The 23,007-nt window shown below is 66.6% G+C and carries 20 protein-coding genes and 3 tRNA genes; 19 read left to right on the top strand and 4 right to left on the bottom strand.

Annotated features, from left to right (window positions below):
• Positions 1-82 precede the first annotated feature (82 nt).
• From ppnN to N7367_RS04055, 8 genes are all read left to right on the top strand, one after another.
• Entirely contained in the window at positions 83-1,471 is a 1,389-nt protein-coding gene (gene ppnN, locus N7367_RS04090) for a nucleotide 5'-monophosphate nucleosidase PpnN (RefSeq protein ID WP_053516614.1), read from the top strand.
• Positions 1,472-1,633: 162 nt separating this feature from the next.
• A complete protein-coding gene (locus N7367_RS04085) occupies positions 1,634-2,152 on the top strand; it encodes a GspH/FimT family pseudopilin (protein WP_065181387.1) in 519 nt (172 codons plus the stop codon).
• Positions 2,149-2,616 carry a type IV pilus modification protein PilV gene (gene pilV, locus N7367_RS04080; protein WP_053516615.1) on the top strand — a complete coding sequence of 156 codons (468 nt, stop codon included), beginning with the start codon at positions 2,149-2,151 and terminating at the stop codon, positions 2,614-2,616. The genes N7367_RS04085 and pilV overlap by 4 nt, the downstream gene beginning before the upstream one ends.
• Positions 2,616-3,803 (top strand): PilW family protein, encoded by a 1,188-nt coding sequence (locus N7367_RS04075; protein ID WP_253119583.1) that lies wholly within the window; start codon positions 2,616-2,618, stop codon positions 3,801-3,803. Before pilV ends, N7367_RS04075 begins: the two co-directional genes overlap by 1 nt.
• A 7-nt stretch (positions 3,804-3,810) precedes the next feature.
• The gene (locus N7367_RS04070) at positions 3,811-4,299 is read left to right on the top strand and encodes a PilX N-terminal domain-containing pilus assembly protein (RefSeq protein WP_065181230.1); all 489 of its coding nucleotides are present in this window, start codon (positions 3,811-3,813) and stop codon (positions 4,297-4,299) included.
• A complete protein-coding gene (locus N7367_RS04065; protein WP_180875622.1) occupies positions 4,296-8,873 on the top strand; it encodes a PilC/PilY family type IV pilus protein in 4,578 nt (1,525 codons plus the stop codon). Before N7367_RS04070 ends, N7367_RS04065 begins: the two co-directional genes overlap by 4 nt.
• A 23-nt stretch (positions 8,874-8,896) precedes the next feature.
• Complete coding sequence (locus tag N7367_RS04060) at positions 8,897-9,310, top strand: type IV pilin protein (RefSeq protein ID WP_128989571.1); 414 nt, start codon at positions 8,897-8,899, stop codon at positions 9,308-9,310.
• Between the two features lie 65 nt (positions 9,311-9,375).
• Positions 9,376-9,452: transfer RNA gene (locus N7367_RS04055), tRNA-Asn, on the top strand.
• 57 nt (positions 9,453-9,509) lie between these two features.
• On the opposite strand, the gene N7367_RS04050 is transcribed toward N7367_RS04055, so the two are convergent.
• Positions 9,510-10,040 carry a GspH/FimT family pseudopilin gene (locus tag N7367_RS04050; RefSeq protein ID WP_279941783.1) on the bottom strand — a complete coding sequence of 177 codons (531 nt, stop codon included), beginning with the start codon at positions 10,038-10,040 and terminating at the stop codon, positions 9,510-9,512.
• 128 nt (positions 10,041-10,168) lie between these two features.
• Here N7367_RS04050 and uvrB point away from each other — a divergent pair, with 128 nt between their 5' ends.
• From uvrB to N7367_RS04035, 3 genes are all read left to right on the top strand, one after another.
• Entirely contained in the window at positions 10,169-12,193 is a 2,025-nt protein-coding gene (uvrB, locus tag N7367_RS04045; RefSeq protein ID WP_053520440.1) for an excinuclease ABC subunit UvrB, read from the top strand.
• A gap of 105 nt (positions 12,194-12,298) precedes the next feature.
• Positions 12,299-12,373: transfer RNA gene (locus N7367_RS04040), tRNA-Val, on the top strand.
• Between the two features lie 97 nt (positions 12,374-12,470).
• Positions 12,471-12,545, top strand: a tRNA-Val gene (locus N7367_RS04035).
• A 93-nt stretch (positions 12,546-12,638) separates the two neighbouring features.
• Here the strand turns inward: N7367_RS04035 and N7367_RS04030 are convergent.
• On the bottom strand, positions 12,639-12,974 hold the full coding sequence (locus tag N7367_RS04030; protein ID WP_279941782.1) for a hypothetical protein: 336 nt from the start codon (positions 12,972-12,974) through the stop codon (positions 12,639-12,641).
• 187 nt (positions 12,975-13,161) lie between these two features.
• Here N7367_RS04030 and N7367_RS04025 point away from each other — a divergent pair, with 187 nt between their 5' ends.
• Positions 13,162-13,302, top strand: a complete 141-nt coding sequence (locus tag N7367_RS04025) for a hypothetical protein (RefSeq protein WP_181452099.1) — start codon at positions 13,162-13,164, stop codon at positions 13,300-13,302.
• Positions 13,303-13,386: 84 nt separating this feature from the next.
• Here the strand turns inward: N7367_RS04025 and N7367_RS04020 are convergent, their stop codons facing one another.
• Positions 13,387-13,671 carry a hypothetical protein gene (locus tag N7367_RS04020; RefSeq protein WP_279941781.1) on the bottom strand — a complete coding sequence of 95 codons (285 nt, stop codon included), beginning with the start codon at positions 13,669-13,671 and terminating at the stop codon, positions 13,387-13,389.
• Positions 13,672-13,699: 28 nt separating this feature from the next.
• Positions 13,700-14,467 carry a MipA/OmpV family protein gene (locus N7367_RS04015; RefSeq protein WP_279941780.1) on the bottom strand — a complete coding sequence of 256 codons (768 nt, stop codon included), beginning with the start codon at positions 14,465-14,467 and terminating at the stop codon, positions 13,700-13,702.
• A 137-nt stretch (positions 14,468-14,604) separates the two neighbouring features.
• Here N7367_RS04015 and N7367_RS04010 point away from each other — a divergent pair, with 137 nt between their 5' ends.
• From N7367_RS04010 to lpxK, 7 genes are read left to right on the top strand one after another with little or no spacing between them, the layout of a single operon-like run.
• Positions 14,605-15,276 (top strand): response regulator transcription factor, encoded by a 672-nt coding sequence (locus N7367_RS04010; protein ID WP_065175867.1) that lies wholly within the window; start codon positions 14,605-14,607, stop codon positions 15,274-15,276.
• 1 nt (position 15,277) lies between these two features.
• Positions 15,278-16,621 carry a HAMP domain-containing sensor histidine kinase gene (locus N7367_RS04005; protein ID WP_053519968.1) on the top strand — a complete coding sequence of 448 codons (1,344 nt, stop codon included), beginning with the start codon at positions 15,278-15,280 and terminating at the stop codon, positions 16,619-16,621.
• A gap of 59 nt (positions 16,622-16,680) precedes the next feature.
• Positions 16,681-19,080 carry a DNA internalization-related competence protein ComEC/Rec2 gene (locus N7367_RS04000; RefSeq protein ID WP_279941779.1) on the top strand — a complete coding sequence of 800 codons (2,400 nt, stop codon included), beginning with the start codon at positions 16,681-16,683 and terminating at the stop codon, positions 19,078-19,080.
• A gap of 3 nt (positions 19,081-19,083) precedes the next feature.
• Positions 19,084-19,752, top strand: a complete 669-nt coding sequence (locus tag N7367_RS03995) for a MotA/TolQ/ExbB proton channel family protein (RefSeq protein ID WP_279941778.1) — start codon at positions 19,084-19,086, stop codon at positions 19,750-19,752.
• A 3-nt stretch (positions 19,753-19,755) separates the two neighbouring features.
• Positions 19,756-20,178, top strand: coding sequence for a biopolymer transporter ExbD (locus N7367_RS03990; protein WP_065181236.1), 423 nt, complete (start codon positions 19,756-19,758; stop codon positions 20,176-20,178).
• Positions 20,175-21,923, top strand: a complete 1,749-nt coding sequence (gene msbA / locus N7367_RS03985) for a lipid A export permease/ATP-binding protein MsbA (RefSeq protein ID WP_053519964.1) — start codon at positions 20,175-20,177, stop codon at positions 21,921-21,923. Before N7367_RS03990 ends, msbA begins: the two co-directional genes overlap by 4 nt.
• Positions 21,923-22,942 (top strand): tetraacyldisaccharide 4'-kinase, encoded by a 1,020-nt coding sequence (lpxK, locus tag N7367_RS03980; RefSeq protein WP_053519963.1) that lies wholly within the window; start codon positions 21,923-21,925, stop codon positions 22,940-22,942. The genes msbA and lpxK overlap by 1 nt, the downstream gene beginning before the upstream one ends.
• Positions 22,943-23,007: the final 65 nt, after the last annotated feature.

The following is a 23,007-nucleotide window of genomic DNA, read 5'->3' as shown; positions in this document are numbered from 1 at the left end:
AACGGTCGGGATTCCCGGCCGTTTTGCTTTTTAAGGGGGCGGCAGTACAGTCGGAAACCTTGAAGGAAGCGAAACGTTGGATATGACCACGAACGAAAAGGCGGCCCGTGCGCTGCCGGTACAGGACGCGCGGATCTACCCGCGCGGGGGGCTGGATGTGCTGTCGCGGGCAGAAGTGGCGCGCCTGCGCGACGCCTCCGGCGGCGGCATGCACGAGCTGCTGCGCCGCTGCGCGCTGGCTGTGCTGACCAGCGGCAGTGCGTCGGATGATCCGCGCGCGGCGCGCGATCTCTATCCCGACTTCGACATCCAGGTCGCGCAGCAGGATCGCGGTGTGCGCATCGACCTGGTCAACGCGCCGGCGATGGCCTTCGTCGATGGCGAAATCATCCGCGGCGTGGCCGAGCTGCTGTTTGCCGTGGTCCGCGACCTCGCGTACATGGCCATCGAAATGGGCCCGGCCTACGCGGCCGAACTGGAGTCTTCCGAAGGCATCACCAATGCGGTGTTCGGCCTGCTGCGCAACGCCCGCATCCTCAACCCCGGTGACCCGAACCTGGTGGTCTGCTGGGGCGGTCACTCGATCTCGCGCGATGAATACCTGTACACCAAGCAGGTAGGCTACGAGCTGGGCCTGCGCGGCCTGGACATCTGCACCGGTTGCGGACCGGGTGCGATGAAGGGCCCGATGAAGGGGGCCACGATCGCCCACGCCAAACAGCGCAAGACGGTGACCCGCTACATCGGCCTGACCGAGCCGGGCATCATCGCCGCGGAATCGCCCAACCCGATCGTCAACCACCTGGTGATCATGCCGGACATCGAGAAGCGCCTGGAGGCGTTCGTCCGCATCGGTCACGGCATCATCGTGTTTGCCGGTGGTGTCGGCACCGCCGAGGAGATCCTGTACCTGCTCGGTATCCTGCTGCGTGACGAGAACAAGGACCTGCCGTTCCCTCTGATCCTGACCGGCCCGACCGTGGCTGCGCCGTATTTCGAACAGATCGACCGCTTCATCCGGCTGACCCTGGGCGATGCCGCCGCAGAGCGTTACGAGATCATCATCGGCGACCCGGTTGCCGTGGCCAGGAAGATGTCCGCCGGCATCAAGCGCGTGCGCGAGCATCGCCTGGCGCAGAAGGATTCGTTCTTCTTCAACTGGTCCATCGAGATTCCGTGGGAGTACCAGCAGCCCTTCGTGCCGACGCATGAGGCCATGGCTGCACTGGATCTGCACCATGGGCGTGCGCCGCATGCCCTTGCGGCGGACCTGCGTCGTGCCTTCTCCGGCATCGTTGCCGGCAATGTGAAGGAGGATGGCATGCGCCGCATCGAGCAGTTCGGGCCGTTCCAGATCCACGGTGACCCGGACATGATGCAGGCCCTGGACGCGCTGCTGCGCGCCTTCGTCGAGCAGCGCCGGATGAAGATCTCCGGCGAGTACCAGCCCTGTTACCAGGTGCTGGCCTGAGACCGTGCCGGCGCGATGGGGATCGCGCCGGCAGCGGTGGGGAAGGGCGGTTCGTCAAGCGTTTGACGCCCGTCGCCCCGGATTGACCGTTCATCCTGCCGCCGCTTGCTGGCGGCAGGGTGATGGCCCATGGTGGCGATCAATACGCTGGGGAGCGTCCACATGTCTTTGCGCCGGCAGAACGGCTTCACGCTGGTTGAGTTGATGATCGCGGTGGTCGTGCTGGGCGTGCTGGCGACGATCGCGTTTCCGAGCTTCCAGAGCACCATCCGCTCCAACCGCATCGCCACCACCAGCAATGACCTCATCGCGTCGATGGCGCTGGCCCGCAGTGAAGCGGTGAAGAACCGCAGGGGCGGCGGGGTGTGTGCCTCTGCCGGAGGCACGTCCTGTGATGGCGACAGCTGGACCGATGGCTGGCTGGTCTGGGCCGACAGCAACGGCGACGGCGCGCTCAGTGCCGGCGAAACCGTCCTGCGCTACAGCCCCGGGCGTTCGGCGCTGGTCGCCGTCGGTACGCCCGACTTGTCGGTGAGTTTCGACCCGCGGGGCCGCAATCGCGCCAATGCCACGCTCGACCTGACGCTGCGCCCGGACAACTGCGGCAAGCAGCCGCTGCAGCGCACGCTTCGCCTGTCCCCGACCGGGCAGGTGCGTCTGTTGAAGGAGGACTGCAAGTGAGAACGCCCCGTTTCCGTTCCCCGCGCAACGCGCAGGGCGGCTTCAGCCTGATCGAGGTATTGATCGCGATCCTGGTGCTGGGGGTCGGTTTGCTGGGTTTCGCACTGCTGCAGACGATGAACGTGCGCTTCGTGCAGAGCGCCAACTATCGCACCCAGGCGACCAACCTGACCTACGAAATGCTTGATCAGCTGCGGATGAACCGCTCGATGGCACCGTCCTACGTGGGCGACTACACCGCGACCACCGCGGCCAAGAACTGCCTGCCACCGGTCGGCAACGACATCGGCAAGGACGCGTTCACCCTGGACTGGACCTGCCGTCTCGGCAAGGCCCTGGGGGATGGGGCCACGGCCAAGGTCGCACGTGCCGGCACCCAGTACACGGTCAGCGTGACGTGGGGTGACGAGCGCTGGAACGCTGACGCCAGCGATACCACCTTCAGTGCCGGGAGCCGCCTGTGATGCGCGTGCCTTCCCCGGCCCGGCGCATGGCCGGCCTGTCCATGGTCGAACTGATGATCGCGCTGACCATCGGCGTGATCGTCATGCTCGGTGTCGTCCAGGTGTTCGCGGCCTCGCGTGCTGCCTATCAGCTGTCCGATGGCCTGGCGCGCGTGCAGGAGAACAGTCGCTTCGCCATGGATACCCTACAGCGCGAACTGCGCATGGCAGGTCATTTCGGCTGCGTCAACGATCAGGCCCGGCAGTCGCCGGATGGCGTCTCGCTGTTTACGACGTTCGCGGCCACGCCTCATCCGGCTCTGGACTTCCAGCGATCCATCCAGGGCTACGAGGCGACCGATACGGCGCCCGGCGATGCGGTGACGCTGCCGGCCACTCCGGCGACGGGCGGCACCGCCTACACACCCGCATTGCCCGATGAATTCGCTGCGGCGCTGCCCAACCGGGTCAACGGCAGCGACATCGTCGCCCTGCGATACCTGATGCCGGACGGCGTGCCGGTCACGGCTTCCGGCGGTACCGTCGCGCAGCCGGTTTTCAGTTTCGACAAGGCGCGACTCGCCGTGCTGCAGAGTGGCGTTGCCGATTCCGGGCTGTACGGCGCTGCCGACTGCGCCAGCGCCACCGTTTTCCAGGCGCGCAGCATCGACAAGGCAGGGGGCACGATCACCTTCGGCGATGCACCGAACAATGCGAGCAACTTCATCCGTCCGGTGACCGCAGGCCAGGCGATGCTGCATCGTGCGGAAAGCGCTGTGTACTACGTGGGCTACGACGCTGCCAGCGCACGTTCCTCACTGTACCGTGTGCGTTTCAACGCCACGCCCAACGGTGCGCTGGTCGCCGGCGCGCCGGAGGCCCTGGTGGAGGGTGTGGAGAACATGCAGCTGCTGTACGGCCAGGATCGTCGCCTGACCAGTGCCTACCCGACCGGCTTCATTGATCGCCAGGGTACCGCTGCCACCGTGCAGGCATCGGCCAATCCCAACATCAACGCCTGGCGGCGCGTGGGCGCCGTGCAGATGGGCCTGGTGATGGCCAGTCCCGATCCCTCGGCAGCCCCTCAGGCCGACCAGAATGCGGTACTGACCTCGATGGGCGTGACATTCACCGCGCCCGAGGACGGCCGCATGCGCGCCGTTTACCAGACCACCATCGCCCTCCGCAATCGCCTCTTCGGCAACTGAGGCCACCATGCATCCGCGCCCGCGCCCCCCCTCCTTCGCATCGCACCGCCAACAGCGCGGCGCGGTGCTGTATGTCGCCCTGATCATGTTGATCCTGCTGGCCCTGATCGGCATCGCCGGCATGCAGGTGACCGGCATGCAGGAACGCATGGCCGCCAACTACCTGCGCTCGAACCAGGCGTTCCAGAACGCCGAGGCCGACGTGCGTTCGCAGGAAGCGGCGATCCAGGCTGTCATCGACAGCGGCAAGATCTTCGAGGCCAACCAGGAAGAGTGCAGCCCGGTGTTCGACCCGGCGACCTGGGCCGATGGCAAGACCACGGCAACGGCGATCAATACCCGCCGCCTGGACAAATGCGTGCCGGTCGGGCCGCTGGGCCTGGGGCGGCGCAAGAACGAAGAGACCGAGAACATCTACCAGATCACCGTGTTGGCCAGTGACGATCCGGCCAATCCTTCTTCCAGCGCCGTCATCGACACGATCTTCATTCCATGAATACTCCGCGCCGATTCTCCCGCCTTGTCTCCTCCCCGTGGCTGCGTGCAGGCACCGCCGCTGCCGTGCTGGTGGGCGTGGGCGCACTGGTCTATCCGCTGTTCGCTGCGCTTGGCGACTATGACATCGCGCAGGAGCCGCTCTACAGCAAGAAGACACAGCCGCCGCTGATGATGATGGTGATGTCGCGCGACGAGCAGCTGTTCAACAAGGCCTACAGCGACTACAGCGATCTGGACGAGGACGGCACGCTCGACACCACTTACCAGGACAAATTCGACTACTCCGGGTACTTCGACTCCAATCTCTGCTACACGTACAGCAGCAGCCAGTTCAAGGCCACGGCCAAGGCGACCGGCACGCAGAGACACACCTGTTCGGGTACCTGGTCCGGCAACTTCCTCAACTGGGCGACCATGAGCCGCCTGGATGTGATGCGCTACGTGCTGTACGGCGGCCATCGCATCACCGATACCGCCAGCAAGACGGTGCTGGAGCGGGCGCAGATTCCCAACGACCTGCACGCCTGGGTCAAGGTGTACAGCGGCGCCGACATCAACAACTTCACCCCGTACAAGACGACCATGTCGTTCTGCAATGCCAGCATCAGTGCCACCGGCGCACCGCTGATGCGCGTTGCCAGTGGCAGCTGGGGTGAATGGGCCTCGACTGCCGGCTATCAGTGCATCGTGGGGCGCAGCGACGAGGGCAAGGATGACTCCCCCCGATCGGTCGCGGCCGACCTGAATGTCCGGGTTGAAGTCTGCGCCACCGGTTCTGGAACCTTCCAGGAAGCGTTCTGCCGCAAGTACAACGACGGCACCCGGGACTACCTGAAACCGGCGGGACTGCTGCAGTCCTATGGTGAAAGTGGCCGTCTGCGGTTTGGTCTGGTCACCGGCACCTATGTCAATCCGCGCGATGGCGGCGTGGTCCGTCGCAACATCGGCAAGATCGCCGGCAACGGCACGACCTTCTGCGCAGCCGGCGACGAGATCAACCTGTCCAATGGCCAGTTCTGCAACACGCTGACGGGCGGGGCCGAGGGCATCATCAATACGATCTCCAACTTCCGCATCGACCAGTGGAACTGGAAGGACAAATGGACTGACTGTGACGACTACAGCATCCTGAATCGCCAGGGCTTCGACGGCCGGGGCAACCTGACCGACCCGGGCAACGCATCCAAGAAGTGCAGCGCCTGGGGCAATCCGTTGGCGGAGATGTATGCCGAAGCGCTGCGCTACATCAAGGGAGAAACGAAGGGAATCTACAGCGCCAGCGGTGATCTCAGCGGCCTGCCCAATTCGGTGGCCTGGAAGGATCCGTACCGCTCGCCGAACGACGGCGGCAACTCCTACTGCGCTACCTGCAACATCCTGGTGATGTCCTCGGGCCTGCCGTCCTTCGACAGCGACAACATCGGTACGGTCACTGGCCTGACCACGGCAGCGGCGGCGACCGATGCGATCGGCAACCAGGAGAACATCACCGGTGGCAGCTACATGGCAGGCCGTGTCGGCCTGACCAATCGCTATGCCTCGATCAACACCCATGAGGACATCTGCCGTGCGGTCAAGGTGACAGGCCTTTCGCTCGTGCGCGGCATCTGCCCGGACGTGCCGTCCACGGAAGGCAGTTACCTGATCTCGGGGCTGGCCAAGGCCGCTGCCGAGACCGATCTGCGTCCGGGCGTGCAGGACAAACCCAACACCTACAAGCTGACCGCCACCACCTACACCGTGGCCATGGCTGAGAGCCTGCCGAAGTTCGAGATTCCGGTGGGCAATGGCAAGATCACCCTGGCCCCCCTGTGCCAGGCCAACAACACCGAAGGAGCGGGCATTAACAGCAGCGGCTGGCGCAGCTGTTTCCTCGGCTCGGTCGGCGTCGGCACCAAGCGATCAGCGGTATCGCCGAACTACGTCTATGGCCGTGACTACCGAGCCGATGGCAAGGCCGGCAGTTTCTCGCTGGTCTGGGAGGATTCGCTGTGGGGCAATGACCACGACAACGACGTGGTCTCCATGCTCAGCTACTGCGTTGGCAGCACCTGCAGCGACGGTGGCACGACGCCATTCCGCAACATCTGCTGGCGCTCCAACAGTGGTGAATGCAGCAACAACGCCGTTCGCAACAAGGTCGGCGAAGACGAAGTGCTGGTCCGCATCGAGAACCTGTCCGCCTATGCAGGCAACGCGATGCTGACCGGCTACACGATCGTGGGCTCCAATGCGGCTGACAACGTGCAGCGGCTGGTGCTGCGCCCCGGCAACCGCAACGGTTCTGTGCTGAGCACCAGCGCCGATCCGCCGGCTACCTGGACCGGCGCGGTCGTGATGCGCTACAAACTGGGTACCGGCCAGGCTGGGCAGCTGGAAAGCCCGCTGTGGTACGCCGCCAAGTACGGCGTGCCGGAAGGCAGGAAGTGGGACAGCAAGGTGCCGGGTGTACCGGACAACTACTTCCTGGCGCGCAATCCGGCCAAGCTGAAGTCCGCGCTGGAATCGATCTTCGACAGCGCTGCGGCTGGCGAGGCCCCGGTGGGTGGCAGCGGCACCGGCGCCCGTGTCAACGCCGGCTCCTTCACCGTGTCCGCGCACTACACGGTGCCGTCGGGCTCGAACGACTGGACCGGTGATGTCATCGCCAGCCAGACCACGAGCACCGGAGGCGCCGGCGCTGAACTGTGGCGTGCGTCGACCAAGATGAGCGCCTCCGGGCGGACCATCGTGATGTCGACCGCACCCACCTATGTGAACACGTCCAACCAACTGGTGCCGGTGGCAGCGGCCGATTTCACCGCCGACAACGTTCCCGGGCGTGATCGCGCCGAGAAGCTCGGCAACATGGGGCTCAACACGGTGCCGAACTGGTTCGGTTCGCACACCGTGGCGGATCTGGTCAGTTACCTGCGCGGCTCACCGGTGAGCGGTTTCCGCCCGCGCAGCTCACTGCTCGGCGATATCGTCAATTCCAGCGTGGAGATTGTGTCCAACAAGGACGACTACGGCTTCACCTCGTGGCAGGCGCAGGGGGGAGTGAGCTGGAAGACCACGCTCGGTTTGAGCTATCGGGCCTACCTGGCGACCAAGGTGGCAAACGGTGGCCCACCTTCGATGGTCTACGTCGGTGCGAACGACGGCATGCTGCATGGCTTCAATGCCAGCACCGGCACCTCGGCGGGCAGCGAGCAGTTCGCCTTCATTCCATCGGCCTCGCTGCAGCACATGGCGGAGCTGGCCAACCCTACCTATGGTCATCGCTACTACGTGGATGGCGGACTGACCTCGTCGGACGTCTACTACGGCGATGCCTGGCGCACGGTACTGGTCGGTTCGACCGGCGGCGGCGGCGCGTCGCGCGGGCCGTCGGCCACGGCAGTGGGCAACGGTTCGGTGTTCGCCCTGGATATCAGCAATCCGACCGGATTCACCGCCAGAAACGTGCTCTGGGAGATTTCCGGCAAGACCGAATCGGACCTGGGCTTCGTCATGGGCAAGCCGGTCGTGGTGCCCGTCGCCGGCCCCAACGCGGACAGTCCGCCCCGGTTCGTCGCCCTGTTCGGCAACGGTGTCAATTCCAGCACCGGCCGACCGGTGCTCTATGTGGTGGACATCAGCACCGGCGAGATCCTCAAGCGCGTGTACCCCACGGCGGGCAAGTACGCAGTCGCCAATGGCCTCAACCATGTCACCGCGGTAGCACTGCACAACAGCAGTGGCCTGGCCGATACCGTCTATGGCGGCGACATGCAGGGCAACATGTGGCGCTTCGACCTGCGTGGCGGTGATCCCAGCGCCTGGAATGTGGCCCTCAATGGCACGCCGCTGTTCACCGCAGTGCGCAGCGCTGTCGCCCAGCCGATTACCGGCGCGATCGAAGTCTCGGCGGGGCCGGGCGGTGGCGTCAGCCTGTTCTTCGGTACCGGTCGCTACTTCACCGCTGACGACAATGCAGTGACCCGTAATTCGCCGGTGCAGACGCTGTATGGGCTCTGGGACAACCTCTCCACTGCCATTTCCAGCCGTGATTCGCTGGTGGGGCAGACCGTCAGTGCCAATGGTGCCGGCTTCCGTGACGTGTCGGGCAACGGCGTGGACTACGCGAGCAAGCGCGGCTGGTACGTCGACCTGATCGTGGGTTCCGATGTGGAGGGTGAGCGCTTCTTCGGCTATCCGACGCTGCAGGGCGGCGCGGTGATGTTCACCACCTATGTGCCCGGGCAGGCGGTCTGCGGCACCGGCGGCGGCACCAACTGGCGCTATCGCCTGAACATGCTGACCGGCCAGCCGGCGATGAGCGGCTTGACCGACGAGGTCGGCGGAAACGCGCTGTGCGGCGCCAACTGCGGTGCCGGTGCGCTGACCCGCGGCGGAGACATCGCAACCGGTGCGCCCGTGCTGTCCACCAATGTCAACAGCACCACCTTGAAGGGCTGCGATCCCAGCGATCCGAAGTGCACGGTCGATGGATCGCTGGACCGCTGCATCGTGGCTCTGAACACGCCGGGCGCGGATACCGCGTATGGCCAGCGTGCCTGTGGTCGCCAGTCGTGGCGCCAGATCCGATGACTACCAGGAATACGGGAGCTGCCATGCGCACATCCAGCAGACAACAGCAGGTGACGGGCTTCACCCTGATCGAACTGATGATCACCGTTGCCGTCATCGCGGTGCTTGCGGCCGTGGCGTTGCCTTCCTACCAGCGACATGTGCTGAAGACGCACCGCGCGATGGCCAAGGCTGACCTGGTCGAGATCGCGCAGCTGCTGGAGCGGCATCACACCGTGCAGAACAGCTACGACGGATTCTCGCTGCCGTTCAGCCAGTCGCCGCGGCAGGGCTCGGCCCGCTATGCCATATCATTCGACGGCAAGGCGACCGCCGGGACCTATACCCTGCAGGCGGTTCCGGAAACGGGCCAGGACAAGGACGCGTGCGGCACGCTGAAACTCGATCAGGCGGGCCGCAAGACGCCGGACAGCAAGACCAACCCGGAGTGCTGGTAGACGGCAGCGGTGAGTGTGGAAGGGGCTTGCACCCCGCTTCTGGAATTGGCTAGAATGCGCACCCCGCCCGAATAGCTCAGCCGGTTAGAGCACTTGACTGTTAATCAGGGGGTCGTTGGTTCGAGTCCAACTTCGGGCGCCAGTTTCGAGAAAGCCGCGAGCAATCGCGGCTTTTTTCGTTGGGGCATGCCGCGCCGGATCAGCAGGGCGTAGGCAGGCGTGGGCGCAGGCTCCGGATCCGCCCGGGGATGTTGATGATCACGCGGCTGTGTTCCAGGCCCTGCACGCACAGCACGATGGACTGGTTGGTGCCGGCGTTGCGCCCGTCAGCGCGGAATCGGATGTGGGCGCGATGGTCGCTCGCCCGCAGTTCCACATGGCGATGGCGGTTCTCCTGGGTGTGCAGCAGGGTGGTCATTCCCCCGCTGGCCACCCGCGGCTCAACCTGAACGCGCCAGCCCTGGCTCCAGCGGTTGTCGCAGCGGCTGCCGTCGCCGGAGCCGCACACGGTGACCGGGCGTCCCTCGGTGATGGCGGTGCTGCGCGCCAGCGACAGGCTGCCGACCAGCTGGGCACGCAGGGATTCGGCCTGCAGCTGGCGCATCGCGCGCTGCCAGGGGCGCCAGGCCACAGCCAGCAGTACGCACAGGATCATCAGGACCACCAGCATTTCAGGCAGGTGGAGCCCCCGGGCCTTGCGCGCGGGGTGGTTGCAGAGGGTCTGGAGCATGCCCCCAGCCTGCCGGCCCCGCCGGCCGGTCTCCATTGGAGGTTGGCGCGTCGGGGTGTCCGGCTTCCCCTCAGCCGGCCGTCACCGGATGCCCCGTATACTGGCCGTTCCCGGGATCTGGCAACATCATGAGCGACAGTTTTGAACTCGTCTCGCCGTATTCACCGGCGGGCGACCAGCCGAACGCCATCGCGAAGCTGACCAGCAATTTCGAGTCCGGCATCGCCAAGCAGACGCTGCTGGGTGTGACCGGCTCGGGCAAGACCTACACCATCGCCAATGTCATCCAGCAGATCCAGAAGCCGACGCTGATCATGGCGCCGAACAAGACGCTGGCCGCACAGCTGTACGGTGAATTCAAGGCGTTCTTCCCGCACAACGCGGTGGAGTATTTCGTCAGCTACTACGACTACTACCAGCCCGAGGCCTATGTGCCGTCGTCGGACACCTTCATCGAGAAGGACAGTTCGATCAACGAGCACATCGAGCAGATGCGGCTGGCGGCGACCAAAACCCTGCTGTCGCGGCCCGACGCGATCGTGGTGGCCACCGTGTCGGCGATCTACGGCCTGGGTGCGCCCGAGGATTACCTGTCGCTGCGCCTGATTCTGTCCAAGGGCGAACGCATCGACCAGCGCGACCTGATCAATCATCTGACGCAGCTGCAGTACACCCGCAACGAATACGAGCTGCAGCGCGGCACTTTCCGCGTGCGCGGCGAAGTGATCGACGTGTTCCCGGCGGAGTCGGACAGCGAGGCGCTGCGCATCGAGCTGTTCGATGGCGAGGTCGAGAAGATCACGATGTTCGATCCGCTCACCGGCGAAACCCTGCGCAACCTGATGCGCTTCACCGTCTACCCGAAGACCCACTATGCGACGACCCGCGAACGCGTGCTCGCGGCGATCGAGACCATCAAGGTGGAACTGAAGGAGCGGCTTGAGCAGCTCTACGCACAGAACAAGCTGGTCGAGGCGCAGCGCCTTGCCCAGCGCACCCAGTTCGACCTGGAGATGATGGCCGAGGTCGGCTACTGCAACGGCATCGAGAACTACTCGCGGCATCTCACCGGCAAGGGCCCGGGCGAACCACCGCCGACCCTGTTCGATTACCTGCCGGCCGACGCGCTGCTGGTGATTGACGAATCGCACGTGACCATTCCGCAGATCGGCGCGATGTTCAAGGGCGACCGGTCGCGCAAGGAAACCCTGGTCGAATTCGGCTTCCGCCTGCCCTCGGCGCTGGACAACCGCCCGCTGCGTTTCGAGGAGTGGGAAGCGCGCTCGCCGCGCAGCATCTACGTGTCGGCCACGCCGGGCCCGTATGAAATGCGCGAGTCGGGCGACGAAGTGACCGAGCTGGTGGTGCGGCCGACCGGCCTGATCGACCCGATGGTGGAGATCCGCCCGGTCGCTACCCAGGTCGACGATCTGATGAGCGAGGCCAACGAGCGCATCAAGGCTGGCGACCGCGTGCTGGTCACCACGCTGACCAAGCGCATGGCCGAGAACCTGACCGAGTACCTCACCGAGCATGGCATCCGCGTGCGCTACCTGCACTCGGACGTGGACACCGTTGAACGCGTGGAGATCATCCGTGACCTGCGCCTGGGCAAGTTCGACGTGCTGGTCGGCATCAACCTGCTGCGCGAGGGCTTGGACATGCCCGAGGTGTCGCTGGTGGCGATCCTGGACGCGGACAAGGAGGGATTCCTGCGTTCCACCGGTTCGCTGATCCAGACCATCGGCCGTGCGGCCCGCAATGTGCGCGGCAAGGCCATCCTGTATGCCGACAAGGTGACCCGTTCGATGCAGGCCGCGATCGACGAGACCGACCGCCGACGCGCCAAGCAGGTCGAGTACAACGAAGAGCACGGCATCATTCCGCGCTCGGTGGCGCGTCCGATCACCGACGTACTGGAAGGTGCCCGATCCGAAGCGGCCGAGAAGGAATCGCGCAAGGGAAAAGGCAAGGGCAGGCCTGGAGTGGCCGAGGATGTGGCCGACTACCGCGCGCTCGGGCCGGCGCAGCTGGCGGCGCGTCTCAAGGCTCTGGAACAGCAGATGTACCAGCACGCCAAGGACCTGGAATTCGAGGACGCGGCCCGCGTCCGCGACCAGATCCGACAGCTGAAGGAGGCCAGCCTGGGCTGAACGCGACAGTGCCGCACGTCTTCACAAAAGTGTTGCGCTTCCGGGCCGGCATCCGTAATATACGCGGCCTGCACCGACGCATTCGCGGACGTTCAGACCCCAAACGGGCGGTTAGCTCAGCGGTAGAGCACTACCTTGACATGGTAGGGGTCACAGGTTCGAACCCTGTACCGCCCACCACGACGTTCTCGAAAGAGGGCGGTCGTGAATTGAAAGCCCGGCCCTGGCGCCGGGTTTTTACGTAAAGAGGCCCGCTGGCGGGCCGCAGTAACACGATGGGCGGTTAGCTCAGCGGTAGAGCACTACCTTGACATGGTAGGGGTCACAGGTTCGAACCCTGTACCGCCCACCACCTGGCTCCCGGCCCTGCCGGTGCAGCGGTGGTAATACGAAAGGCCGGCCATCGCCGGCTTTTTTCATGGGCGCATGCAATGGCCGCGTGATGTCACGTCCGCGTGGCCCGGTGGTCAATGACGAGCGTCCGCCGTATCCGCCAGTGCCCATCGATACGCTCCCACAGCTGGATCATGCGTGCCTCGCCGACGATTTCGCGATGGCCATCGGCCTGTTCCTGCGACAGGCATTGTTGTCCCACCCGCAGCAGTCGATCCTGCCGCAGGTGGAAGAGCCGCAGGCTGGCAGGTTCCAGTTCGCGCTGCATGGCGGGCTGGGCCAACCTCGTCGATGATCCGGACTGCAGGGGCAGATCGACCAGCACGGGCTCGTCGGCACTGGTGGCGTGACCGAACGCGCCAGCGCACAGTAGCAACAGGGCAAGCATCGGCATGGCACGGTGCTCCAGGGGGAAAGTGCAGGCAGACTGGCACTTCGCCGCCGGGACCACAGCCGGCCTGCGACGAACACCGGGATCGAGCCGCCAAACGCAGCCAGGCGCCGATGAATCCGCGCCGGGCAGGCGTAGAATTGCGGCGACCGCGCAATCGCGGCCATCACAAGGAGCAGCTGCAATGAGCGATCACGTTCCCGTTTCCAGGCCCAACCCGCTGCTCGAACTGTTGTTCGGCGGCAACATGCTGGCGGGCACGTTCAAGGCCGTGGTCTGGGTGGCCATCCTGTGTGCCGTGCTGGCCTGGACGACCTGCCGCTGATGGCGCACCTGCGTGCCGGCATGCCGCACACTCGGACACGCGTGGCCCGCATCGGCTGCGTACGGGTGCCGTTCTGGGTGGCGGTCAGGCGCTGAAGGCCTGGCGCAGGCTGCGCAGTGTTGCCTGGCGGTGCTCCGTCGCGCAGGGCTCACCCATCTCCAGTTCCTGCAGGCGAAGGCCGATCAGGGTCATCGACAGGGCGTAGCCGCGTGCCGCGTCGGCTACCTTCGACAGGCCCACTGCACGACGGGTCAGCGCATCGACGTGGTCCAGGTCCGGCAGAAGGCCGAGATACGCGCGTTCGGCGCTGTCCAGATCGGGGGCGCGCAGGATCGCGTGCGCATCGGTTGCGGGGCTGGGGGAGGCCATGGGGATTCCTCTTCCGGGGAGCGCTCGGTCAGAACGAACGCATCAGGGAAATGAAGGCGGATGTCTGGCTGCCACGGCGCGCCATCGGGCTGTCCTTGACCGCATCGCCGAACCATTGGTTGGCCACCACGCCGGTTGCGCGCCATCTGCTGCCCAGTGGCGTGCTGACCGCGATCTGCACGCTCGGCGAGGTGGCGCTGCCGGGGCTGTAGGCGGCCAGGCCCGAACGCAGTGCTTCCTCGTCGCTGATGCCGTAGTAGTAATCGAGCAGGCGCGCACTGGAATGCACCACTCCGGCCCTCGGCACCCAGGTGAAACGACCGGCCTGCAGCGGATAGCTGTAGTACAGGCTTGATTCCAGGCCGCCACCATGGCCGCTGATCTCGCGCATCACACTGGCTTCGACGATGCCCCAGTCGGCGCTGTATTCGGCATTGATGCCTCCCATCGCCGACATCTGCCGGCTGTGCAGGCGGCGCAGCTGTGGATCGTTCACGTCATCGGTCTTGAAGCGCAGCGTGTAGGGCGTGAGCGCCGCCGACAGGCGCAGGCCCTGGCCCTTGTACAGGTACATGCCCAGCGAGCCGGGGCTGGCGAAGAAGCGCTCGCCCTGCCAGGAGAGGGCGGGCACGACCAATGGCTTGACGTCGTAGTGCGCGTAGGCGCCCGATGTCGCGCCGACCGTGATCCCGGCCTTCACGCCGGGTGTCTGTTCCGCCGCCTGGGCCAGCAGCGGCATCGACAGCACGGCGGAGAACAGCATCGGGCGCAGCAGGGCAGAGGGCGACAAGGGCATCGATCGACAGCTTTGCAGGGGATGAGGCTGCATGCTGCGGTGTCAACATTGTCGCAACATTGCGTCGATGCATACGGAGCGCGACCGGGCCCTGGCTGGCACAATGATCCGAACCGTTTCCCGCAGCAGAGACCTCCATGCGCATTCTTCTGGTCGAAGATGATCCCGACCTCTCGCGGGCCCTGCAGTCCGGGCTGGAGCGGCAGGGCGTGGTCGCCGACGTGGTCGGCAGCCTCGCCGAAGCCGCCATCGCGTTGCGCGAACCGGTGCACCAGCTGATGCTGCTCGACCGCCAGCTGCCGGACGGCGATGGTGCCACCTTCGTCGCCACCGCACGCACGTTGCGGCCGAATCTGGCGGTGATCATGCTGACCGCCAAGGGCACGCTGTCGGACAAGGTCGAGGGCTTGGATGTCGGTGCCGATGACTATCTGGTCAAGCCGGTGGCGATCGAAGAACTGATGGCACGCATCCGCGCGGTATCGCGTCGGCCATCGGCGATGGTCACCCCCAGCCTGCGGCTCGGGCAGCTGGAATTCGACTTCGAATCGCTGCAGGCGCAGGTGCAGGGCCAGACGCTGGCACTGCCGCGCCGCCAGGTGCTGGTGCTGCAGGCGCTGGCGATGCGGCAAGGGCGCACGGTCACGCGCAGCGCGTTGGAGGCGGCGGTCTACGGTTTCGATGACGAGATCCAGTCCAACGCGCTGGATGCGCACATCTCCAAACTGCGCAAGGCGCTGCAACAGGCGGGCGCTGGCGTGGAGATCCATGTCATCCGCGGCGTCGGCTACCTGCTGGCGGAGGCCTGACATGGCGCGACCGATCCGATCGATCACCCTCGGCCTGGCCTGGCGGTTGTTCCTGGCGCAGGCGTTCACCGTGCTGTTCGCCGTGGTCGCACTGATCCTCACCTGGGGTGACAAGGATTCCTGGGGCATGGACATGTTCACCGCCGAGGCGGTGGCCAAGGCCGTGCACAGCCAGGATGGGGGCCTGGCGCTGGACGAGGCACGCTGGCAGAAGCTGGATGCGCGCGCCGGTGGCAACCTCTGGTTCGCCGCCGTCGATGACCGGGGAGCCTGGCTCGAGCGTGGCAAGGTACCGGCGATCCATGCGCCGCTGCTGGCGCGGCTGCCGACGCTGGGTGCCACCGAACTGGGTTCACTGGTGCCGCCCTATCTGGACGTGGCGCGGGTGATGATCCGCAACGAGGACGGGCGTCGCATCACGGTGATGGTGGGGGGCGCACCGAAGGGCGGCCTGCTGGATGGCGCGCTGATGGTGCTGCGCCTGATTGGCCTGTGGTTCTTCCTGCCGCTGATCGTGGTCACCCTGCTGGTGATGCCGACCGTGATCCACCGCGCGATGCGAGGTGTCCGACGCTCCGCGCAGCAGGCCAAGGAACTGGACATCGGCCAGCCGGGCGCGCGGCTGGACGCGCAGCTGGTCTCGACCGAGGTAGCACCGCTGGTGGAGGCGTTCAACGATGCCATCGACAAGGTGCAGCAGGGCTATGCGGCGCGTGACAAGTTTCTTGCTGATGCCGCGCATGAGCTGCGCGTGCCGATTGCCGTGGTGCAGGCGCGCTTGTCGCAGCTGCCGCAGGGCGAGTTGAAATCGCAGTTGCTGACCGACATTGCGCGCCTGGGCAACGTGGCCGAGCACCTGCTGGATCTGCAGCGGCTGGATCGCAACACCAGTGCGATGCAACGGTTGGATCTGGCCCTGGTGGTGCGCGAAGCGGCGGCCGAACTGGCTCCGTTGGTGGTGGGCGCTGGCTACGGTTTCGAGGTGGACGCACCAGAGACGCCGGTGTGGATCCACGGCGACAGCCTGGCGCTGGGGCGGGTCATCGCCAATCTGGTGCACAACGCCATCGTCCATGGCGGCGGGCGTGGCACGATCTGCGTACGTCTCGACCGGACCGGTCTGCTGGAAGTCAGCGACCAGGGCGCGGGCGTGCCGGTCGGCGACCGCGAGGCGATCTTCGAGCCCTTCCATCGACTGCGTGCGGCGGGCAGTGGCAGCGGGTTGGGCCTGCACCTGGTCAAGGAGATCGTCCAGCATCACGGTGGCTCGGTCAGTGTGGGTGAAGCCGTCGGCGGCGGCGCCAGCTTCCGGGTCAATTTCCATCGCGGCAGCGTGCGGCGCTGACCGCTGCGCGGGTCGTTGCCTGATAGGAGGACAGGGGCAGCACGCGGCAGGCTGATGCGATGGCCGCCGATACTCCGTTGCCCGCTCCCATTGGCGGGGTCTGCACTGCCGCGTTCGTCAGCGGCGCCCTGGCGTGCGTGCTGCTGCCCGCGTTGCCACCGCTCTGGAGCTGCGCGCTGGCGAGCACCGTGGCCGGCCTGGGGTGGGCGCTGCCGTGGCGCGGCCGCGCGGTTGCCGCGCTGCTGTTCGGCGCAGCGTGGGCGGCCCTGCATGGTCAATGGACGCTGCAGCAGCAACTGCCGCCGGCCATGCCGGTCCGCGATGCCGTGGTCAGCGGGCGCGTCGTCGATCTGCCGGTAAGGGCGGGCGGCCATACCCGTTTCGTCCTGCAGGTCGGCGATGCACCGGGGCATCCCGCACTGGCGGGCAAGCGCCTGCAGATCACCTGGAGCGATCCATGGCCCGGAACCCGCACGCGCGTTGAGGGTGGGGGCCGTCATCAGGTCCGTGCGGGGGCGCAGTGGCGGTTGCCGTTGCGGCTACGGGCGCCACGCTCGCGGATCAATCCTGGCGGCTTCGACGCCGAACGTCATGCCGTGCTGGCGGGCATTGCCGGTCACGGCACGGTGCGTGCAGCGGGCAGTGCGCGTGAACTGCAGGCGCCGGACGGGCTGCTGGCCTGGCGCGAGGGCAGCAGCGATGCGATTGCAATGCAGGTTCCCGGCCCCGCATCGCGCTTCATCCGCGCGCTCGCGCTGGGCGATACCCGATGGCTGTCCGACACCGATTGGAATCAGTTGCGTGCGCTGGGGCTGACCCACCTGATCGCCATCTCGGGCTTCCACGTGGGCCTGGTGGGTGGCTGCGCGGCACTGCTGTGCACCGCAGTGTGGTGGCTGTTGCCGTCGCTGGCCCGTCATTGGCCGCGTCCGCAGGCCGCCGCGTGTTCCGCCGCGCTGGCAGCGGCCGGCTATGCCCTGGTGGCCGGCGCGGAACTGCCGACCGTACGCACGGCGTTGATGATCGGGCTGATCGCCCTGGCACGCGGGGGGCGGCGACCTCCCGACGTGGTCCAGGCCGTGTCACTGGCGGCCCTGGTGCTGCTGTTGCCAGCACCACTGTCCGTGCTGTCGGCCGGCTTCTGGCTCAGCTTCGGTGGCGTGCTCTGGCTGCTGTGGTGCCTGCCGACGGCAAGCGCCGACAGTGTGGGGAGCCGCCTGCAGGCCTTCTTCGCGGCCCAGGGGGTGGCCAGTCTCGGCCTCCTGCCGCTGTGCGTGGCCCTGTTCGGAGGCGCCGCGCGCCTGGGGCCTCTGGTCAATCTGCCGGTCATCCCGTGGTGGAGCCTGCTGGTGGTGCCACTGGCACTGCTTGGCACCGCTCTGGATGCCCTGTACAGCGGGGCGGGACGATGGCCCTGGCGCGCAGCGTCCTGGCTGTTCGACCTCAGCTGGCAGGCCCTGCAGCCGCTGGCAGACCACCCGCAGGCGATGTGGTGGCTGGCCGAGGCTCCGGCGTGGACCGTGCCAGCGGCCTTGGCGGGCCTGTTCTGGTGGTTGCTGCCGCGCGGGGCCGGCGGCGTGCTGGCCGGCGCGCTGCTGTGCCTGCCGCTGTCATGGCCGTCACGTGACATACCGGCTGCCGGGGAGGTGCAGCTGCTGGTACATGATGTCGGGCAGGGCACGGCGGTGCTGGTGCGCACGGCACGGCATGCATTGTGGTACGACGTCGGCCCTGCGATCGGTGGCGATGGCGACGAACGGGTCCTGCTGCCGGCCGTTCGTGCGCTGGGTCAGGTGCCGCCTGGTCGCGTAGTGCTCAGTCATGACCATCTGGATCACACCGGCGCACTGCCGCGGCTGCGGCGGCAGCTGCCGCACCTGGAGCTGCTGGCACCCCCAGGCAGCAGCCTCGACGGTGCCGGCAGCTGCCATCGCGGCGTTCGCTGGCGGTGGGACGGGGTGGACTTCGAGGTGCTGCATCCCGGGCCCGACGTGCCGACGGCCGGCAACGAGGACAGCTGCGTGCTGCGCATCGCCAGTGCACATGGCGTGATCCTGCTGGCCGGCGACATCGGCGCGGCGACCGAACGGCGCCTGGTGGGGCGGGCGCCCGGCGAGCTGCGCGCGGACGTGGTCCTGGTGCCGCATCATGGCAGCGGGGGCAGTTCGGATCCGGCCTGGGTGGCAGCGGTGGCTCCCCGGCTGGCCGTGGTCTCGGCCGGGCACCGGAACCGTTTTGGCCACCCGAAACGTGACGTGGTGCAGCGCTGGCGCGCCGTGGGCGCCGAAGTGCTGGCTACGGCCGAATCCGGCGCGATCCGCATATGGCTTGGCGCACAAGGCCTGCAGCTGCGTGAACAGCGCATCCACGCGGCCCGGTGGTGGGATGCCGCTGGGCGGGCGCGGTCGGCTGCTATCCTATCGCCGATCGAACAGGCGGCCGCTGGGCCGGAGGGTTGAAACGTGTGGGAACTGGTCAAGGCCGGTGGCTGGCCGATGGTGCCGCTGCTGCTGTTGGGCGTACTGGCTTTGGCAATCGTCCTGGAGCGCTTCTGGTCCCTGCGGCGCGCTGAAGTGCTGCCACCGGGGCTGGGCCAGGAAGTGCGCAACTGGGCTGCGCGCGGCAAGCTCGACCCTGCCCATCTGCAGACGCTGCGTGCCAACTCGCCACTGGGAGCGCTGCTGGCCGCCGCGCTGGAAGCACGCAATCGTCCGCGCGACCAGATCCGCGAGCGCATCGAGGACACCGGCCGCCACCTGGTACACCGCATGGAGCGGTTCCTCAACGCGCTCGGCACCGTTGCCTCGGCCGGCCCGCTGCTGGGCCTGCTCGGCACGGTGATCGGCATGATCCAGATGTTCCTGGGCATCCTCGACCACGGCGTGGGCGATGTGAACCAGTTGGCCGGTGGCATCGGCAAGGCCCTGGTCTGCACGGCTACCGGCATGATCGTGGCGATTCCTGCGCTGATGTTCCATCGCTATTTCAAGGGCCGGATCCACGGCTACGTGGTGGAGATGGAACAGGAAGCCAGCGCGTTGCTGGATACGCTCGATGGCCGTCCCGGCGTGATGGCGCCCGCACCGGCATCGGCTGCACGTGCCGCTGCGCCCGCCCCGGCGAAGGCCTGATCGATGCGTATCGGCAACGACCGATCCCAGGATGAGCCGCATATCGATCTGGTACCGCTGATCGATGTCATCCTGGTGCTGATCATCTTCTTCGTGGTCACCACCACCTTCGATGCACGTTCGACGCTGCAGGTGCAGCTGCCCACCGCCAGCCAGCAGCACACCGACGAACCGCCGCGTTCGTTGAGCGTGCTGATCAACGCCGACGGCCGCTATTTCATCAATGACCAGGAAGTGCTGCGCAGCGATGTCGAGTCGGTCAAGCAGACCATTGCCGCTGTAGCGGGCAGTGATCGCGAACAGACCGTGCTGCTGCGTGCCGATGCGCGTACTCCCTACCAGGCCGTCGTGACCGCGCAGGATGCGCTCGGTCAGCTCGGTTTCCGCCGTATTGCAATCGCCACTGCGCCAGAGGTGCGTCCATGAGTTCCAAACACGCGCCGGTGTGGCCGATCTACAAACGCCTGCTGGGCTATACACGGGCCTATTGGGTGTTCATGGTGGCCGCGGTCATCGCGATGGTGGTCGAGGCACTGGCCGGCTATCACTTCACCAAGCTGATGGAGCCGCTGGTCAACCGGGGCTTCGTCAACCCGGAGCCGCGCATGGCGGTGATCCTGCCGCTGACCATCCTGGGCCTGTTCCTGATGCGCAGCCTGGCCACCTGGGTCAGCGACTACACGCTGGCCAAGACCGGGCGCAGCGTGGTCCGCGACCTGCGCGAGCAGGTTCTGCAGAAGTACCTGCACCTGCCGTCTTCGCACTTCGACAACGAGGCGACGCCGGTGATGGTCAGCCGCCTCAACTTCGACACCGAGCAGGTCACCCAGGCCAGCGCCGACGCACTGAAGACCGTGGTCGCCGACACCCTGACCATCATCGCCATGCTGGTGGTGATGCTGCAGATGAGCGTGAAGGTGACCCTGGCGATGCTGCTGGTGGTGCCGCTGATCGGCGGCATCGTGTCCTATGTCGGCAAGCGCTACCGCCGCATCAGCCGCGGCATCCAGGACGGCATGGGCACGATGGCGCAGACGGCGGAACAGTCGCTCGCCGCGCAGCAGGAAGTGAAGGTGCATGGCACGCAGGCGCATGAGATCGCCCGTTACTCGCGCCTGGCCAACCGCATGCTCGCGCTGAACATGAAAGTCGAAGTGACGCGTGCCGCCGCGTCCAGCGTGGTCCAGTTCCTCGCTGCGCTGGCCCTGGCGGTGATCGTCTGGGTGTCCACCCGCGAAGCACTGGCCGGCAAGCTCAATGCGGGCCAGTTCATGGGCCTGATGACCTCGATGATGGCGATCATCCCTTCGCTGCGGCGCCTGACCAGCGTGCAGACCTCGATCTCGCGTGGCGTCGCGGCGGCCGAGCGCCTGTTCGGCATCATCGACATGCCGGTCGAGCGCGACGACGGCACGCATGTCGTGCAGCGCGTACGCGGTGAACTGTCGTTCGAGCACGTGATGCTGCGTTATCGCGAAGACAGCGGCATCGCCCTGGATGACATCAGTTTCGTTGCCAGGCCCGGAACGGTCACCGCCATCGTTGGTCGTTCCGGCAGCGGCAAGACCAGCCTGATCCGGCTGGTGCCACGGTTCTACGAACCCAATGGCGGCGTCATCCGGCTGGACGGCGTACCCCTGGATGACTATCCGCTGGCTGACCTGCGCCGGCAGGTGGCGATCGTCGGGCAGAAGGTCATGCTGTTCGACGACACCATCGCTGCCAACATCGCCTATGGCATGGATGCGACCGACGAGCAGATCCGTGCCGCGGCCGAAGCGGCCAACGCCTGGGAGTTCATCGCACGCATGCCACAGCAGCTGCAGACGCCGGTGGGCGAGAACGGTGCGCTGCTGTCCGGTGGCCAGCGCCAGCGCCTGGCGATCGCCCGCGCGATCCTGCGTGATGCGCCGATCCTGATCCTGGATGAAGCCACCGCGGCGCTGGACAATGAATCCGAACGGCTGGTGCAGGACGCGCTGCAGCGACTGATGCCGGAGCGCACAACGCTGGTGATCGCCCACCGCCTGTCCACCATCGAACACGCCGACCAGGTGCTGGTGATGGATCACGGCCGCATCGTCGAACGTGGCACCCATCATGAGCTGCTTGCCATGGGTGGCCTGTACCAGCACCTGCACAGCATGCAGTTCCGCGAAAGGCAGGACTGATGGCAGGCAAGGGTACCCAGACCCCGCCGTACTGGTATGACGGCAGTTCGGTTCCATGGCCCATGCGCCTGCTGGCCCCGCTGTATGCCGGCGTCACCGCGCTGCGGCGACGCCTGTACCAGCGCGGTTGGCGCAAGCGCCACACGTTGCCGGTGCCGGTCATCGTGGTCGGCAACATCACCGCTGGCGGCACCGGCAAGACGCCGTTGACCATCGCCCTGGTCGAGCGGCTGCGCGCGGCCGGCTGGACGCCAGGCGTGGCGAGCCGTGGTTATGGCCGCGAGAACGCCGACAAGGCGCAGTGGGTAAAGGCCGATACGCCGGTTGCAACCGGCGGCGATGAGCCGGTGCTGATTGCCTGGAAGACCGGCGTGCCGGTGCGCGTCGATCGCGATCGGGTGGCGGCGGGCCGTGCGCTGATCGAGGCCGGTTGCGATGTGATCGTCTGCGACGACGGCCTGCAGCACTACCGGCTGGCGCGTGACATCGAAATCGAAGTGGTGGATGCGCAGCGCCGCTACGGCAACGGCCGGATGATCCCGGCCGGCCCGTTGCGCGAGCCGGTCAGCCGCGCTGCCGAGTGCGATTTCCGCGTGGTCAACCTGGGCCAGACGGATGAGGACGGCGCGGCGCAGGCCTGCGGATTCGGTCAATGGCCGATGGCCCTGCATATCGACACCGCACAGCCTCTCGCGGGGGGGCGTGCGCGCCCGCTGGGCTATTTCAAGGGCCAGCGCGTGCATGCCGTGGCGGGCATCGCCCATCCACAGCGCTTCTTCGACATGCTGCGCGCGCGTGGCATCGGCGTGGTGCCGCATGCCTTCGCCGATCACCATGCCTACCAGCCGCAGGAACTGTCCTTTGGCAGCCAGCTGCCGGTGTTGATGACCGAGAAGGACGCCGTGAAGTGCCGCGCGTTCGGCAATGACTGGCATTACGCCGTGCCGTTGCGCGCTGAACTGCCTGCCGCGTTCTGGGTGGCGCTGACCGATCGCCTGGACAAGCTGCGACCGAACTGAGGGGCCGGGCGACGCTTGCAATCAGGCGCCGCTGGCCACATTCCCGTTGTAACGAGCCTGCCGAG

The organism is Stenotrophomonas sp. GD04145 (genome assembly GCF_029835135.1).
Classification (GTDB): domain Bacteria; phylum Pseudomonadota; class Gammaproteobacteria; order Xanthomonadales; family Xanthomonadaceae; genus Stenotrophomonas; species Stenotrophomonas maltophilia_P.
This window is presented reverse-complemented; position numbering and strand designations above follow the sequence as displayed.